A 15,434-nucleotide genomic window follows, 5' to 3' on the forward strand; every position below is an offset into this window, starting at 1 on the left:
ACTTCGCATCCTGCCTCTGGCCGTGCCTTTTCGAGGGATGCGTAGAACTCCGGCAGGAAGTCCATGCCGTTAAAAATTGGCACAATAACGGAGCAAAGCACGGTAGATAATTCTCGGTTATCGTTACCCTAGTAGCTTGGATTGCTGGCAGGAAGGTTGGTTGCGCATCTGTAAGCGGGATCATGTGTTCTTCAAAATGACGCAGAGGAAATGGGAAAAACGGGGCGCGCCATCCAAAGCTGTTGTCGTCTTAGAAACTGCCACATAGGTGTCGCAATAAGCTGGTTCGGGAACTTTCGTGAGATTGCTTCCCTTGACGAGGGAGCGGATGAGAGTGTTGGTTGTGTTTTCGGCAGTGCGCCGAAGGTTGCTGGTTTTTTGCCTTACCGTGGCATTGACTAGGCGTCGTTACTCATTTTCTTTCGCCCTTCACGCAAATACCGCCGGTCGCAAGTCTTTGCACTAGGCGGGATGGCGTATCATGCACTATGTGCGTATTGTGCGCAGAGTAGGTCCTTGTGGAAGATTTGCTGGGCCTTTGGAGAGTGTTCAATGCCCAAGAACGCAGCTGTAAAGGCCGCGCGGCTTTCTATTGCACCGATGATGGACTGGACGGATCGGCACTGCCGCTATCTGCACCGCCTGTTGAGCACGCATACGTTGCTCTATACGGAAATGGTGACTTCAGCGGCACTGGTGCGGGGGCAGGCGCTGCATCTGTTGGACTATTCGCAGGCCGAACACCCTGTCGCCTTGCAGCTGGGTGGCTCCGATCCGAAAGAGCTGGCGGTCGCGGCGCGGTTGGGGGCCGAGGCTGGCTATTGCGAGATCAATCTCAACGTCGGTTGCCCGTCCGACCGGGTTCAGTCAGGCTGTTTTGGCGCGGTGTTGATGGAACAGCCGGCCCTGGTGGCTCAGTGCGTGGCGGCCATGCAGCGGGCGGTCTCGATCCCCGTGACGGTGAAATGCCGGATCGGCGTGGATGATCAGATACCCGAGGAGGTGTTGCCCGAATTCCTTGCGCGGATCGTCGGCGCGGGTTGCGAGCGGGTCAGCATTCACGCCCGCAAGGCCTGGCTGCAGGGGCTCAGCCCCAAGGAAAACCGGGACATCCCACCGCTTGACTACGACCTGGTGATGCGGATGAAAGGGCTCTTCCCGAACCTGCACATCTCGATCAACGGCGGCATCACCTCGCTGGATCAGGCAGAAGCGTTTCTGGAAGCGGGGCTCGACGGCGTGATGATCGGGCGCGCGGCCTACCATGACCCCGCAGCGATTCTCTGCGCGGCCGATCCGCGCATCTTTGGCACCGGCACGGTCACCCGACCCGAGGACGCGGTCACCCAGATGCTGCCCTATATCGAGGCGCATCTGACGGCGGGCGGCAAGCTGGGGCAGATCACGCGGCACATGCTGGGGCTGTTCACCGGGCGGCCCGGCGCGCGGATGTGGCGGCGCGTCCTGTCGGAAGGCGCGCATCGCCCTGGTGCGGGACCGGAATTGGTGCTTGAGGCATTGCGTCAGATCGCGCCCCGCGACGGCTTGCAACAGACCGGCTGATCGCGCAGAACACCCCGATGCAAGACCCCATCCTTCTGCTCCAGATGCTTGTGCTGCTCCTTGTGATCGGCGCCTTTGCCGGTGTGCTCGCAGGCCTGCTGGGCGTCGGCGGCGGCATCGTGCTTGTTCCTGCGTTTTTCTATGCTTTCCAGACGCTTGGCTATGCAGGGCCAGAGTTGATGCAGCTCTGCGTGGCCACGTCGCTGTCGACGATACTGGTCACCTCCACCCGCTCGGTGCTGAGTCACAACAAGAAAGGCGCCGTGGATTGGACGATCCTGCGGGCCTGGGCGCCGGGCATCATGCTGGGTGCGTTGATCGGGATGCTGATCGTGGCGCAGCTGCGCACGGTTGCCCTGCAGTTCATCTTTGGCGCGCTGGCGATGACGGTCGGTCTTTACATGGCCTTCGGGCGGTCGGCGTGGCGGTTGGGTACCGCGATGCCAAGCGGTTTGCTGCGGCTCCTCTTGTCGCCCTTTGTCGGCTTTCTCTCTGTCCTGATGGGCGTGGGCGGCGGCAGTTTCGGCGTACCGCTGATGAGCCTGTTCGCCGTGCCGATTCACCGCGCCGTGGCGACGGCTGCCGGATTTGGCCTGCTGATTGCCCTCCCGTCGGTCGCAGGCTTTCTGCTGTTGCCGATGACAGCGGAGACGCGGCCCCCCGCGACGCTGGGGTCGATCAACCTGATCGCCTTCGGCGTCACCATTTCAATGACCTTGCTGACAGCCCCTCTGGGTGCACGTCTTGCCCATGCGCTCGATCCCAAACCGCTCCGGCGCGTCTTTGCGGTGTTTCTGTTGCTGGTGGCCGCGAACATGATCCGCAAGGCCGCCGGATGGTAGAGGATTTTTTCACCAGAGGGTGGGCCGTCTTCCCGCCCGAACCTGCGGTGGCGGAGTGGGCAGGTCACGCCACAGTTCATGCACAGAAGGCCGTCCAGAATCCTGAAAACAGACATCTATTGCAGTGTGAAGATACGTGGTTTGTCGGGCTGGATGCCTTGCCGAATGATGCCGCGGGTCGTGTCGCCGGCGGTGCCCCGCTGAGCGGTGCGGCGGTCGATTTTGCAACGGCGCATTGCGGCGGCTGGCCTGCGCTGCACCGGGCGCAGCTCTCGGTGACTTACCCCGGCTATCCACGTCCCCGCGCAGGCGAGAGCGATGCGGGCTTTCGCTACAGGCGCGACCGGGATGCCGCCCATGTGGACGGGATCATCGGCATCGGGACGCCCAAGCGGCGCTTTGTGCAGGAACCGCATGGGTTTGTTCTGGGCGTGCCCCTGACACAGGCTGATCCTGAGGCCGCGCCGCTGGTGGTCTGGGAAGGCAGCCATCACATCATGAAAGCCGCCCTGCGCCGGGCGATGCAGGGGCAGGCGGGCGGTCCCTTGTCCGAGGTCGATGTCACGGAGGTTTATCAATCCGCCCGGCGGGAGATCTTCGCCACCTGTCCGCGCGTTGCGCTGCCGGGGCCGGTCGGATCGGTCAGCCTGTTGCACCGGATGACCCTGCACGGCGTTGCGCCCTGGGCCGAAGGCGCGGTTGCCGATCCCGACGGCAGGATGATCGCCTATTTCCGCCCGGAACTCGCGGGCGGTGTCGCGGCGTGGCTGACGGACCCCTGACCGACATCAAGCCGTTGCACCTGCTGCATCGCTGCCATGTGCGCACATCTTCCGACCCCCCTTGGCAAGGCCGCGCCCAGCACTTATACGCGCAGCCTGATCCCCCCTCAGGAGCCCCGCAAAATGGTTGGCAGCGCAAATCTCAACATCATGATCAAAGCCGCCCGCCGCGCCGGGCGTTCGCTGGTCAAGGACTTCCGCGAAGTGGAGAACCTTCAGGTCTCCATGAAGGGCGCTGGCGACTTCGTCAGCCGGGCGGATATCAACGCCGAAAAGATCATCAAGGAAGACCTGATGGGGGCCCGCCCGACCTATGGCTGGCTGGGCGAGGAGAGCGGTGGCGAAGAGGGGCAGGACCCCACGCGACGCTGGCTTGTCGATCCGCTGGACGGGACCACCAATTTCCTGCACGGTTTGCCGCATTGGGCGGTCTCCATCGCGTTGGAGCACAAGGGCCAGATCGTCGCGGGCGTGGTCTTTGACCCGGCCAAGGACGAGATGTTCTTTGCCGAAAAAGGCACCGGGGCCTGGATGAACGAAAGCCGCCTGCGTGTCTCGGGCCGGATCAAGATGATCGAAGGCCTGTTTTCCACCGGTCTGCCCTTTGGCGGTCGGTCCGATCTACCTGACACGCTGAAAGAGATGGCGCGGGTTGCCCCGGCCTGTTCCGGTGTGCGGCGCTGGGGGGCGGCATCGCTTGACCTGGCCTATGTGGCGGCGGGTCGTTATGACGGTTATTGGGAACGGCGGCTCAATGCGTGGGACATCGCGGCGGGCCTGGTGATCGTGCGCGAGGCCGGGGGGCTGGCCGAACCCATCAATCCGGCGGGCGATATCGTCGACGACGGCAGCATCATCTGCGCCAATGAAGCACTGTTTTCACCGTTGGCGAAACTGGTGCGCGGCTGATCAGGTCCAGGGGCCTCTGCCTTTGCCGGGTCTCCGCCTGCCGACTTTTGGAATGCTGCTTCTTGCCACTCTATAGCGTGCCTCAGGATGCGGTGGGTGGCCATCGGTCCGGGTCCAGAACGCAGGCCCGCCGCGCCGCATCCAGACCGGCACCGCCAGCACCAGCCCGGCAGCAAAACCCCCGGCATGCGCCCAATAGGCGACACCGCCTGCCGACGGGTCCGCGCCGAAGCCGCCGACAAACTGCAGCGCAAACCAGACCGCCAGCATGATCCATGCCGGGATCGGGAAGATGCGAAAAAACACGATGAAGATGATCAGGATGTCGACCTTGGCCTTGGGAAAGAGCAAAAGGTAGCCGCCCATGACCCCGGCGATGGCACCGGAGGCCCCGACCATGGGTACGGTCGATCCAGGCGCGGAAAGATATTGCATCCACCCGGCGGCGACACCGGCGGCGCCGTAGAAGAGCAAGTAGCCCAGATGGCCCATCTCATCCTCGATATTGTCGCCGAAGATGTATAAAAACAGCATGTTACCCGCCAGATGCATCCAGCCGCCGTGCAGGAACATTGATGAGACGAGGGTATAGCTGCCCTGACCGGCGTCCAGCCGCGCGGGGATCAGCGCCCAATCGAGCCAGAAGGCGTTGATCAGGCGCGCGTCCTGCATGATGCCTACGTAGCTGAGGAAAATGCCGATATTGGCCGCCATCAGGATGTAGGTGACATAGGGCGTACGGCCGGACGGGTTGTGATCACGGATCGGAAACATGGCCCCACGCTGGGCGATCCGCCCGGTGAGGTCAAGGCACCCCGGCGCGCAGGGCGCCGGGAGACCGGATCAGGTGGAGGCGCCCAGCAGTGCCGCGTTGCCGCCCGAGGCCGTGGTGTCCACGCAGACATGACGTTCCGCACGCACACGGGCGGTGTCGGGGCGGCCTGGGATCAGGGGGATGATCGGGCCACTGCGTCGCGACAGCGCAACCTCAATGGCGCGCCCGGTCTCCACGTCCCCCCACCAGAGCACGCCACCATAGGCAGGCCCGTCCACCAGCGCATCCGGGTCCAGCGTGCCGGTTGCCATGACGGCGGCACCACCAAGCGCTTCGACGGCGCGGGCCTGTGCTGCTGCCACCTCCGCGCCCGGACCGGCACAGAGCAAAGCCGCGCGGGGCAGGGTGCTGAGCCGGTTGGATTCGCCCGTCGGCCCCGGCAGGCTTTGCGCCGTCTGTGGCATCGGTCGGGCCGCACGCAGCGCAGGCAGTTGCGCCATGGCACCATCCCACGTCGCGTCACGCGTTTCGCGGTCCGGGGCGGAGAAGCGCGGCAGATAGTTGGGACCGCCCGCCTTGGGGCCAGTGCCGGAGAGCCCCTCACCGCCAAAAGGCTGGCTGCCAACAATCGCGCCAATCTGGTTGCGGTTCACATAGATGTTGCCCGCTTCGATCCGTTCGGAGATATGCTGCACCCGGTCGTCGATCCGCGTGTGCAAACCGAAGGTCAGCCCATATCCGGCGTGGTTGATGGCATCGATCACCGCGTCAAGCTCTTGCGATTTGAACGTGGCCAGATGCAGCACAGGGCCAAAGATTTCCCGCTCCAACGCGTCGATCCCGCGCACCCGGATCAGGGTCGGCGCAATGAAGGTGCCGTGATCCGGCGTGGCAAGCTCGGCCATGACGCGGCCCTCTGCGCGGGCGGCGGCGACGTGATCGGCGATCCCCTTGCGCGCGGCCTCATCAATCACCGGCCCCACGTCGGTGGCAAGGTCCCAAGGGTTGCCCAGCCTTAGCGCCTGCATCGCCCCGATCAGCATCTTCGTGAAGTCTTCGGCGATGTCCTCCTGCACGTAAAGGCAGCGCAGGGCGGAGCAGCGCTGACCCGCGGATTGAAAGGCGCTTTCGATGATCGATTGCACGGCCTGTTCGGGCAGCGCGGTGCTGTCCACGATCATCGCGTTCAACCCGCCGGTTTCGGCGATCAGCGGCGTGCCGGGGGCGCAGTTTTCCGCCATGGCGGCGCGGATGCGCAGGGCCGTGGCGGTCGACCCGGTGAAGGCCACGCCACCCACGCGCGGGTCCGAGGTCAGCAGGCCGCCGATGTCGCCGCCGCCGGGCAGCAGTTGCAACGCGCTGCGCGGCACACCGGCCTCATGCAGGATGGAGACGGCCAGATAGGCGGCCAGCGGGGTTTGCTCCGCCGGTTTGGCCAGCACCGCATTGCCTGCCGCCAGTGCCGCCGTCACCTGACCGCAGAAGATGGCAAAGGGGAAGTTCCACGGTGAGATACAGGTGAAGATGCCTGCCGGGGGCGTGTTTGTCGCCTGCGCCGCGTAGTAACGCAGGAAATCGACGGCCTCGCGCAGCTCCGCCACGCAATCGGGCAGGCCTTTACCCGCCTCCCGGGCCAGCAGGGCAAAGACTTCGCCAAAGCGGTCCTCCATCACCCCGGCGGCTTTTTGCAGCACCGCGCGGCGTTCAGCGAGGGGCGCGGACCAGGGTACAGCGGTGTCGAATGCCGTCGCAACATCGGCAGCGGTGGCGTGCTGGACGGTTCCCGGTACGTCGTCGGGGTTGGCTGGGTTGGTCACGGGCGCGGTCGTGCCCTCCGGGTCCACGTCACCGGCCAGCAGCGGCGCCGCCGTCCACGCCTGCGCGGCAAAGGGCGCGCGCGCGGCCTCGATCGCTTCCAGCGTCTGGGTATGCGCGAGATCGAAGCCCCGCGCATTTCCCCGCAACGGCAGGAACAGCGCGGGCCCTTTCGCGATGTCGGGCGTAGGTCCCTTGGCCAAAAGCTCAAAAGGATCCGCGGCAACCACTTCGGGCGGCACATCCTCATCCACGATCTGGTTCACGAAACTGGAATTGGCCCCGTTTTCCAGCAAACGCCGCACCAGATAGGCCAGCAGGTCGCGGTGCGCGCCGACCGGCGCATAGATGCGGCAGCGGGTTTTGTTCTGCGCCATCACCAGCCCGTGAAGGGTCTCGCCCATGCCGTGCAGACGCTGGAATTCGAAGGTTTCAGGATCATCGGCCATCTGCAGGATCGCCGCCACCGTATGCGCATTGTGGGTGGCGAACTGCGGGTAGATCCGGTCGGTCATGCCCAGCAGCGTCTTGGCGTTGCAGATGTAGGAGACATCGGTGGCCGCCTTCTGCGTGAAGACCGGGAAGCCATCGATGCCCTCGACCTGCGCGCGTTTGATTTCCGTATCCCAATAGGCGCCTTTGACCAGCCGCACCATGATCTTGCGGTCGTGACGGACGGCCATGTCATAAAGCGCCTGCACCACGGTGCCCGCGCGCGGGCCGTATGCCTGCACCACAATGCCAAAGCCGTCCCAACCGGCAAGCGCGGGTTCCCCCATCACCCGATCGATCACCTCCAGAGAGAGGGCAAGGCGGTCCGCCTCTTCGGCGTCCACGTTCAGCCCCATGCCCGCAGATTTCGCCAGCAGCGCCAGTGCGCGCAGACGCGGCACCAGATCGGTCATCACCGCCTCTTCCTGCGCCACCTCATAGCGGGGATGCAGGGCGGAGAGCTTGACTGAAATGCCGGGGTTCTTGCGGATGTCATCCGACGTGCAGGCCGTCGCAATCGCTGAAATCGCGCGCGAATAGCTCAGGTGGTAGCGTTTTGCATCGGCCTCCGTCCGAGCCGCTTCGCCCAGCATGTCATAGGAATAGGTGAACCCATTTTTCTCCATGTTTGCAGCACGTTCCATGGCTTTGTTGATGTCCTCGCCCAGCACGAATTGCCGCCCCATTTCCTTCATCGCGCGGCTGACGGCGGTGCGGATCACCGGCTCGCCCAACCGCTTAATGGCCGCCCGCAGGTGGCGCACCGGACCGGGCTGTTCGTCATCCAGCACGCGGCCCGTCAGCATCAGCGCCCAGGTCGAGGCATTCACGAGGCTGGAGGTGGAATGGCCCAGATGGCGACCCCAGTCGGAGGGGGCGATCTTGTCTTCGATCAGCGCGTCGATGGTATCGGCATCGGGCACCCGCAACAGGGCCTCGGCCAGACACATGAGGGCCACGCCTTCATCGGTCGACAGGCCGTATTCGGCGAGGAACACCTCCATCATCCCGGGGGCGCTGGTGCCCCGGATGTCGCGCACCAGCTGCGCCGCCGCCGCACTGATTTCGGCGCGCGCCGTGGCGGTCAGATCGGTGGCTGCAATGAGATCGGGCAGCACAGTGTCTGGATCGGCATAGGTGCTCGCGTCGATCAGGTGGCGCAGGGAAGGGGATGTATCTCGGGCCATTTGGCATCTCCGGTGAGGGTTTGGCCTAGTATACCCGCAATTGAGAAGCCATACTGACTGAAGATATCATTCCTGGAGGGCGAAGTGGTAAAAATTTCGACGGAAGATGAGAAAAGCGAGCAGATGAACCTCGACCGGTTTGATCGCGCGATTCTATCGGTGCTTGCAGAAGACGGGCGCATCAGCATCACCGATCTGGCCAAGCGGATCGGGCTGTCCAAATCGCCCACGCAGGCGCGGCTGCGGCGGCTGGAACAGACGGGCGTGATCATTGGATACCGGGCACTGCTGGATCCCATTCAGCTGGGCCTCGATCATGTCGCTTTCGTCGAGGTGCGTCTGAGCGACACGCGCGAGGCCGCGCTGACGGCGTTCAACCTGGCGGTGGCCAAGGTGCCCGAGATCGAACAGGCCCATATGATCGCCGGCAATTTCGACTACCTGCTCAAGGTGCGCACCCGCGACATGTCACGCTATCGCCAGTTTCTGGGCGAGACGATTTCAGCCCTGCCGCATGTGGCGGGGACCTCCACTTATGTGGCCATGGAGGCGGTCAAGGAGACGATGCTGGCAGACACGGCTTGACCTGAGGGCCTGTCGCGGCGACGCTGACAGTTATGAAACACTTGTGCATGATCCTGGCCGTTCTGGCCGCGCCTGCGGTCGCGGAGTGCCCGGCACCGCCCGATGTGGCCAACGAGCTCGAAGGGCTCTTTGAAGAGGCACGCGCAGCGCCCAACGATCAGGCGGGACGCTTGGTGTCCAACCAGATGTGGCAGATGTGGCTGCGCGCCCCGGACGCTGCGGCACAGGAGGTTCTGGAGCGTGGGATGCGCAAGCGGGACGTCTATGATTTTGCCGGGGCGCTTTCGGATTTCGACCGGCTTGCCGATTATTGCCCGCTCTATGCGGAAGGGTTCAACCAACGCGCCTATATCCATTTTCTGCGCGAAGAATACGGGTTGGCGCTGGTTGATCTGGACAAGGCGCTGAGCCTGCAACCGCGCCATGTCGCGGCGCAGTCGGGTAGGGCGCTGACACTGATGCGGCTGGGCCGCATTGACGAGGCCCGGTCGCAGCTGGAGCAGGCCCTGAAGAACAATCCGTGGCTGTCTGAACGTTTCCTGATGGCTGAAGGTGGCCCGCTTGCCCCGGCGGGTGAGGATATCTGATCCAGCCCCATCAGGCCTAAAGGGGCCGGGCCAAGCGTCGCCGTGTCGAAACGCCATCACACTCGACGGAAACGGTGAGGTTTTGGGCATCGCGCATGCATGGTGATCGTTGGAAAAGGCGCCATTCAAATCGCATGTATAGAAGCCATTGATGGAAGTTTGCGCAGGCTGACAGGCGCCCTTGATCTCCGCCAGGAGCGGACAGAAGAACGCGGCCGCGTGATGAGAGAGCCCACGTCCACCTCTTTCCTTCTCTGACGATGCACACAAGCAGAAAGCCGAGTGTGCTTCATGTGCTATGAATTGACGTCACATCTGGCCCTGATCGTCCGTCTTTGCCGCAGGCAATGAGCAGGATCCGGTGCTCAGGGTCGGCACATGCAGCGAAATGGTGGACAGAAAGCGCGTAAATCCATTGGCTCGGCGTGGTAAGACATATACTAAACAAGGGCTTGTGAAGAGGAATCACCCTTCGGGTTTGAAGGGGACTGACGCCTGAAAGCTGAAAGACTGCGCCAGATGCGGGCGTGATGGAATGGTAGACATATCAGACTTAAAATCTGAAGGGCGTATGCCCGTGTGGGTTCGAGTCCCACCGCCCGCACCACAGGCATCTTCGGCAGGCCAACGCGCTGGATGAGCCCTTTGCGTGATGCCAGGCGGCCAGCCGATGCTCTTGAAATACTTGGAGCGTGAGGCGCCCGGGGACGAACCTACACGGCATTTTAAGACTTTATGCGTAGCTCTTTGGTATCCGGCCTCAGGGGTGTGCATGATTTTGAGTGAACGGCTGAAAAGAGCTATTGGCGCGGCCGTCCTGATCGCGGCGATGGCGGGCAGTCTGTTGGCGCAGACACCCCTCTCACCACAGGAAAAGATGGTGCGGTTGCGGATCGCCGGAGATCAGCGGTTACTGGTTCAGAAGGTGGTCAAATCCGCGTGCTTTGTGATGGCGGACGTCAATGCGCAAACCAATGCAGAGGACGCGCTTGAGGCCGTCACCGCCTTCGAGCGAAACGCCCGGGTGTTGCGCCAGGGCGGCGACACACCTGCTTTGGGGCCCGAAGTCCACGACGAGATCCTGCAACATCTGACAGCTCTGGATGAGATCTGGTACAGCTTTGGCCCCGCCGCGCGGCAGGTAATGTCCGGTGACCTGCACAGCGTACCGGTACAGCAGTTGACCTCGCTGAACCCCACCGCGCTTGACGAGGTGGATGCGATGATCGTCCAGATGGGTGAACGCTATCCGGCGGCGACTTTTTCAGCCGAGCAGATCGCCAGCACCATGACGCTTGCCGTCCGGCAGAGCATGCTGGTGCAGAAGGCCGTAAAGGAGCTGTGTTTTTACGCGCTGGACGTGAACGCTGCGCAAATGCAGGCGGGCCTCGCACAGTCGATTGCACAGTTTGAAGAGGGGATGGTCGCAATGGAGCTTGGCGATTTCGATCGCGGGATCATCGATCCGCCGGGACTGGCGGCGATACGTCAGGTGATGGATATGAAAGAGACATGGGATCAACTGCGTCCCCTGCTGGACACGGCGCTCTCCGGAAAGCCCGTGTCGCGGGCCGATCTTGAGACGGCAAGTGACCGTGCGATGGCGCTGCATCTTCTTACCGAGGGCATGATTGAACTTTACCTCCAATGAACCCGGTAACAGAAAATTAAGACCTCCTGCGTAGCAAACTCACGGTGGAAATGCGTAAGGGGTTGGCTTCATGTATTCTTTGACGCGCAGGATACTGGCGTCCTGCCTGATCTTGTCCACTATCGTTTTTGGGGATGCCGGAACCATCAGCCGTGTCGAAGCGGCGGAAATCACCGCAGAGACGAATGCGCGCAACCGCATGAATTATGCCGGACGGCAACGCATGTTGACCCAGCAGATTGCGCGCAATGCCTGTTTCGTGATGGCCGGTGTGGATCCGGAGCGTTTCGCCGGCAAGACCGAGACGAATGTACGGCAGTTCTCCAGCGTGATCCTGGGTTTGCGCAACGGTGATCCGAAGCTTGGCATTTTGCCCGAGACGAACCAGGACGTGCTCGCGGCCCTCTCTGACGTAGACGAGTTATGGAATAGTCTCGGGCCCGCCGCACGGCAGATCTCTGCAGGCGATTTTCACTCCATTCCAATGCGGCAGCTGATCAATCTCAACACAGAGACGCTGACACGGATGCACGCCACCGTGAAGATCATGGAGGGGCTCTATCAGGACGAGCGCGTCTCTGCGGATCTGCTCGCCACCATCTCGCTGGCGGGTCGGCAGCGCATGCTGACCCAGAAGGTGTCTAAAGAGGTCTGCTTCAAAACGATTGGGTTGAGAAACGTCGGCGCCGCCGAAAAAGTCGATGCGACCATTGCCGATTTCGATGCGGCGATGGCAAAGCTGCTGGCGGGGTCCGAAGAGGGAGGCATCCTCGCGCCGCCCAACCGCCAGATCAAACGACAACTGATACGGGCCGACAAGGCATGGGGTGACTTCAAGGAATTGGTCCAGCACGTCCGGGACGAGCCCAACGTGGATCACGGCACTGGGGTCAAGCTGGCAAACATGAGCGATCAGGTGCTCAGAGAGATGGATCTGGCCGTCACCATGTACACCCAATAGGGACAAATCCGGCATGCGGATCTGGTGCTCTACGCTTTGCCCGCAACGCCCTCTTGCACCTTTGCCCCGGGCCACATAGAAGAGCGGAAATTTTATGCCCGCGCCCACCCGGCGCGCCTTATTCTATGGAGCACACATGCAGGTCACCGAGACGCTGAACGAAGGTCTGAAACGCGGCTATGCCATCACGGTCACTGCCGCTGAGCTGGAGGCCAAGGTCAATGAAAAGCTGGCCGAGGCGCAGCCGGAGGTCGAAATGAAAGGCTTCCGCAAGGGCAAGGTGCCAATGGCGCTGCTGAAAAAGCAGTTTGGCCAGCGCGTGATGGGCGAAGCGATGCAGGAGAGCATCGACGGCGCGATGAACGAGCACTTTGAGGCCTCTGGGGACCGTCCGGCGCTGCAGCCTGAGGTCAAGATGACCAATGAGGACTGGAAAGAGGGCGACGATGTCGAGGTCTCCATGTCCTACGAGGCGCTGCCGGAAATCCCCGACGTGGATTACGCGAAAATCAAGCTCGAGAAACTGGTGGTGAAAGCCGAAGACGCCGCCGTCGAGGAGGCCTTGGGCAACCTCGCCGAAACCGCGCAGGATTTCAAAGCGCGCAAGAAGGGCTCCAAGGCCAAGGATGGCGATCAGGTCGTGATGGACTTCCTCGGCAAGGTCGATGGCGAGGCCTTTGACGGTGGTGCGGCGGAAGACTATCCGCTGGTGCTGGGCTCCAACTCCTTCATCCCCGGCTTCGAAGAACAGCTGGTGGGTGTGAAGGCCGGAGAAGAGAAACTGGTCACCGTATCCTTTCCCGACGACTATCAGGCCGAAAACCTCAAGGGCAAGGAAGCCACTTTTGAGTGCACCATCAAAGAGGTGAAAGAGCCCGTTGCCGCGGAGATCAATGACGAGCTGGCCACCAAATTCGGAGCTGAGGACCTTGCCGCGCTGAAGACGCAGATTGCCGAGCGTCTGGAAGCCGAATACGCCGGGGCCGCGCGCGCCGTGATGAAGCGCGGCCTGCTGGACGCGCTGGACAATCAGGTGGATTTCGACCTGCCGCCCTCGCTGGTCGAGGCGGAAGCCAAGCAGATCGCGCATCAGCTGTGGCACGAGGACAACCCGGAAGTGGAAGGTCACGATCACCCCGAGATCGAAGCGACGGAAGAGCACAACAAGCTGGCCACGCGCCGCGTGCGTCTGGGACTGCTGCTGGCTGAGATCGGTCAGAAGGCCGAGGTGGAAGTGACCGATGCGGAGATGACGCAGGCGATCATGGCGCAGGCGCGTCAGTACCCGGGTCAGGAACGCCAGTTCTTTGAATTCGTTCAGCAAAACCAGCAGATGCAACAGCAGATGCGCGCGCCGCTTTTCGAAGACAAGGTTGTCGATCATGTCTTTGAGCACGCCACCATCAAGGAGAAAGATGTCTCCAAGGATGATCTGCAGAAGGCTGTCGAAGCGCTGGAAGACGAATAAATCACCGCGCGTGCGGATGCATGAAGGGGCCGCGCCACTGGGCAGCGGCCCCTTTTTTTGCCGGGATGTGTGTCCGGGCGCATGATACGATGGGGAGACGGAGATAAGTGCGCACTGCCTGTGCAGGCGGGTTTATCCTAGTCGGCGCCGCGTTTGCATCTGTCCTAGGGTATGAGGGGGGACGCCCCTTGACCGTGATGCAGGCAGGTTTTCATGTGCAGGAGCATTCCAGCGTGGATGAACAGAATTTTCATGCTCAGTCAGACGACGCAGTTTATCCATCTATAGTTGCCATAGGACGAGATACCCCGGGACGCTGCCGTTCAGGGTGGGCCGAATGGCTCGGTGCGCTCAGTTCGGGCGCAACCCGGTCTCCACCAGCATGCCGCGCCGTTTCGCCTCGTAGTAGTAGCCGCGCGCGTACCACATGATGGCGGTGTCCTGATCGCCATCTGACAGCAGCCAAGCACCGCGCAGGTATTTGCCTGCATACTTGAGGTTGGTTTCGGCATCCAGCAGATCATTCGGTCTGCCGCGAAAGCCCATGGTGCGCGCGGTTTCCGGTAGGATCTGCAGCAGCCCGTAGTAGGGTCCGTTGCGCGCCCAGGGGCGGTGCGTGCTTTCGCGGATCGCCAGCTTGTGCACCAATGGGCGCGGCAGATCGTAGACATCCGCGTATTGGTTGATCAGGCGTCGCAGTTCAGGCGTCTCGTTGGGGTAAAGAGGGGGGTCAAACGCGTCAGGGGTCGGCGCCCCGCAGGCGGCTAGGGAAAAAGCAGCGGCAGCGGATACAAAATGGCGGCGGGTGAACACTAAACGGGTCCTGTCATGAAGGATATGCTATGCGGATATTGACCGATTGCGCAGGCGGGACAAGAACGGTGCGGCGGATGGGCGATGCTCCGCTGATGGGCGCAAAACTGTTCCTGATCAACCCAGTAGAAGGCGCCTGCAGAGGAAATCCGCGCGCTCGGCGAGCGGTATCTTGGGCAGATGCACCACGTCATATCCCAAGGTCTCAAAGGCGTCCTGCAGACGGTCGTACTCGGCAACGGCTTCGTCAAATCCATGGCGGCGGGCGCTGTCGGTTTTGTAAATCTCCGGCCAGGGCGGGGCCAGAAACACCCGGTTTGTGTAGAGTTTCTCGCCTTTAAGCCAAGTTGCCAGAGGCCGCCCGGTCACATGCGCCAAGGCTGTGACGGCGTCTATCACACCCCGGTCGAAAAACACCCACCCGTCGGCCGCGCGGGCCTCGGCCAGATCGTGCTCGGCCAGGGCCAGCACCTTGTCCAGGAATGCACGCATGTCCGTCCAGGGCAGGGCGGTTCCCCCGGTTTCCTGCTCCCGCTCCACAACACGCCGCCCCGGTTCTTCGACCACCCTGTGGCCGCGCACGGCCAGTTCGGCCAGCAGCGTGGACTTCCCACCGCCCGAACACCCAGAGATCACAACAAAGCTATTCACGACGGCGGTGCCTCTTCAAATGATGCTTCTGTCCGGGTGACGCCACGTGACCCGCCATCTCTTTGACGTGGGTCAATTTCCGTCTCCCACAAGAAGAATAAGGAGCGTCCACAGGAAACACAAAGAACAAGGTAAAATCATGAAACACCTGATACGCGTCACATTCCTTGCGCTTTCGCTCGGGCTCATGGCCTGCACGGAGCCCAATACATATCCGGTGAGCGGTGAGCAATGCGGTCCGAAAGACCCGGTGCTGGAGCTGGATGCGGCCGATTGCGGCATGCCCGGGCTGATGTAGCCCGTCGCGAACGTGCTGTCGCAGACATATTGCCATTCATGAAAGAAAAAAGGCC

Annotated in this window: 14 protein-coding genes and 1 tRNA gene; 11 read left to right on the plus strand and 4 right to left on the minus strand. The window is 62.3% G+C overall.

Annotated features, from left to right (window positions below; translation table 11 throughout):
• Window positions 1-552 precede the first annotated feature (552 nt).
• From dusA to ISX84_RS21645, 4 genes are all read left to right on the plus strand, one after another.
• Window positions 553-1,563, plus strand: coding sequence for a tRNA dihydrouridine(20/20a) synthase DusA (gene dusA / locus ISX84_RS21630; protein WP_195822500.1), 1,011 nt, complete (start codon window positions 553-555; stop codon window positions 1,561-1,563).
• A gap of 17 nt (window positions 1,564-1,580) precedes the next feature.
• Window positions 1,581-2,405 (plus strand): sulfite exporter TauE/SafE family protein, encoded by an 825-nt coding sequence (locus ISX84_RS21635; RefSeq protein ID WP_195822501.1) that lies wholly within the window; start codon window positions 1,581-1,583, stop codon window positions 2,403-2,405.
• The gene (locus ISX84_RS21640; RefSeq protein WP_195822502.1) at window positions 2,399-3,187 is read left to right on the plus strand and encodes a hypothetical protein; all 789 of its coding nucleotides are present in this window, start codon (window positions 2,399-2,401) and stop codon (window positions 3,185-3,187) included. Before ISX84_RS21635 ends, ISX84_RS21640 begins: the two co-directional genes overlap by 7 nt.
• A 123-nt stretch (window positions 3,188-3,310) precedes the next feature.
• Window positions 3,311-4,096, plus strand: a complete 786-nt coding sequence (locus ISX84_RS21645; RefSeq protein ID WP_195822503.1) for an inositol monophosphatase family protein — start codon at window positions 3,311-3,313, stop codon at window positions 4,094-4,096.
• Here the strand turns inward: ISX84_RS21645 and ISX84_RS21650 are convergent, their stop codons facing one another.
• Both ISX84_RS21650 and putA read right to left on the minus strand, forming a co-directional pair.
• On the minus strand, window positions 4,097-4,870 hold the full coding sequence (locus ISX84_RS21650; protein ID WP_195822504.1) for a rhomboid family intramembrane serine protease: 774 nt from the start codon (window positions 4,868-4,870) through the stop codon (window positions 4,097-4,099). It abuts the gene before it with no gap.
• 69 nt (window positions 4,871-4,939) lie between these two features.
• Entirely contained in the window at window positions 4,940-8,365 is a 3,426-nt protein-coding gene (gene putA, locus ISX84_RS21655; RefSeq protein ID WP_195822505.1) for a bifunctional proline dehydrogenase/L-glutamate gamma-semialdehyde dehydrogenase PutA, read from the minus strand.
• Between the two features lie 123 nt (window positions 8,366-8,488).
• Between putA and ISX84_RS21660 the strand changes: the two genes are divergently transcribed.
• The 6 genes from ISX84_RS21660 to tig all read left to right on the plus strand — a co-directional run bounded on the left by ISX84_RS21660 (window position 8,489) and on the right by tig (window position 13,617).
• Window positions 8,489-8,950, plus strand: coding sequence for an Lrp/AsnC family transcriptional regulator (locus tag ISX84_RS21660; RefSeq protein WP_195822577.1), 462 nt, complete (start codon window positions 8,489-8,491; stop codon window positions 8,948-8,950).
• A gap of 47 nt (window positions 8,951-8,997) precedes the next feature.
• Window positions 8,998-9,537, plus strand: coding sequence for a tetratricopeptide repeat protein (locus ISX84_RS21665; RefSeq protein WP_195822506.1), 540 nt, complete (start codon window positions 8,998-9,000; stop codon window positions 9,535-9,537).
• A 521-nt stretch (window positions 9,538-10,058) separates the two neighbouring features.
• Window positions 10,059-10,144, plus strand: a tRNA-Leu gene (locus tag ISX84_RS21670).
• A gap of 165 nt (window positions 10,145-10,309) precedes the next feature.
• Window positions 10,310-11,188, plus strand: a complete 879-nt coding sequence (locus tag ISX84_RS21675) for a type IV pili methyl-accepting chemotaxis transducer N-terminal domain-containing protein (protein ID WP_195822507.1) — start codon at window positions 10,310-10,312, stop codon at window positions 11,186-11,188.
• 70 nt (window positions 11,189-11,258) lie between these two features.
• Entirely contained in the window at window positions 11,259-12,149 is an 891-nt protein-coding gene (locus ISX84_RS21680; protein WP_195822508.1) for a type IV pili methyl-accepting chemotaxis transducer N-terminal domain-containing protein, read from the plus strand.
• Between the two features lie 136 nt (window positions 12,150-12,285).
• Window positions 12,286-13,617 (plus strand): trigger factor, encoded by a 1,332-nt coding sequence (gene tig, locus ISX84_RS21685; protein WP_195822509.1) that lies wholly within the window; start codon window positions 12,286-12,288, stop codon window positions 13,615-13,617.
• 351 nt (window positions 13,618-13,968) lie between these two features.
• Here the strand turns inward: tig and ISX84_RS21690 are convergent, their stop codons facing one another.
• Window positions 13,969-14,430 carry a transglycosylase SLT domain-containing protein gene (locus ISX84_RS21690; RefSeq protein WP_195822510.1) on the minus strand — a complete coding sequence of 154 codons (462 nt, stop codon included), beginning with the start codon at window positions 14,428-14,430 and terminating at the stop codon, window positions 13,969-13,971.
• Window positions 14,431-14,547: 117 nt separating this feature from the next.
• Window positions 14,548-15,081: an AAA family ATPase gene (locus tag ISX84_RS21695; protein ID WP_195822511.1), complete on the minus strand. Its 534-nt coding sequence runs from the start codon at window positions 15,079-15,081 to the stop codon at window positions 14,548-14,550.
• Between the two features lie 139 nt (window positions 15,082-15,220).
• Between ISX84_RS21695 and ISX84_RS21700 the strand changes: the two genes are divergently transcribed.
• Window positions 15,221-15,379 (plus strand): hypothetical protein, encoded by a 159-nt coding sequence (locus ISX84_RS21700; protein WP_195822512.1) that lies wholly within the window; start codon window positions 15,221-15,223, stop codon window positions 15,377-15,379.
• Window positions 15,380-15,434: the final 55 nt, after the last annotated feature.

It is taken from the genome of Roseobacter sp. MH60115 (assembly GCF_015644665.1).
Classification (GTDB): domain Bacteria; phylum Pseudomonadota; class Alphaproteobacteria; order Rhodobacterales; family Rhodobacteraceae; genus Roseobacter.

Excerpts from the sequence above, each read along its gene's own strand:
- dusA (WP_195822500.1), top strand. The coding sequence starts at position 553 with ATGCCCAAGAACGCAGCTGTAAAGGCCGCGCGGCTTTCTATTGCACCG.
- ISX84_RS21635 (WP_195822501.1), top strand. The coding sequence starts at position 1,581 with ATGCAAGACCCCATCCTTCTGCTCCAGATGCTTGTGCTGCTCCTTGTG.
- ISX84_RS21640 (WP_195822502.1), top strand. The coding sequence starts at position 2,399 with ATGGTAGAGGATTTTTTCACCAGAGGGTGGGCCGTCTTCCCGCCCGAA.
- ISX84_RS21645 (WP_195822503.1), top strand. The coding sequence starts at position 3,311 with ATGGTTGGCAGCGCAAATCTCAACATCATGATCAAAGCCGCCCGCCGC.
- ISX84_RS21650 (WP_195822504.1), bottom strand. The coding sequence starts at position 4,870 with ATGTTTCCGATCCGTGATCACAACCCGTCCGGCCGTACGCCCTATGTC.
- putA (WP_195822505.1), bottom strand. The coding sequence starts at position 8,365 with ATGGCCCGAGATACATCCCCTTCCCTGCGCCACCTGATCGACGCGAGC.
- ISX84_RS21660 (WP_195822577.1), top strand. The coding sequence starts at position 8,489 with ATGAACCTCGACCGGTTTGATCGCGCGATTCTATCGGTGCTTGCAGAA.
- ISX84_RS21665 (WP_195822506.1), top strand. The coding sequence starts at position 8,998 with ATGATCCTGGCCGTTCTGGCCGCGCCTGCGGTCGCGGAGTGCCCGGCA.
- ISX84_RS21675 (WP_195822507.1), top strand. The coding sequence starts at position 10,310 with ATGATTTTGAGTGAACGGCTGAAAAGAGCTATTGGCGCGGCCGTCCTG.
- ISX84_RS21680 (WP_195822508.1), top strand. The coding sequence starts at position 11,259 with ATGTATTCTTTGACGCGCAGGATACTGGCGTCCTGCCTGATCTTGTCC.
- tig (WP_195822509.1), top strand. The coding sequence starts at position 12,286 with ATGCAGGTCACCGAGACGCTGAACGAAGGTCTGAAACGCGGCTATGCC.
- ISX84_RS21700 (WP_195822512.1), top strand. The coding sequence starts at position 15,221 with ATGAAACACCTGATACGCGTCACATTCCTTGCGCTTTCGCTCGGGCTC.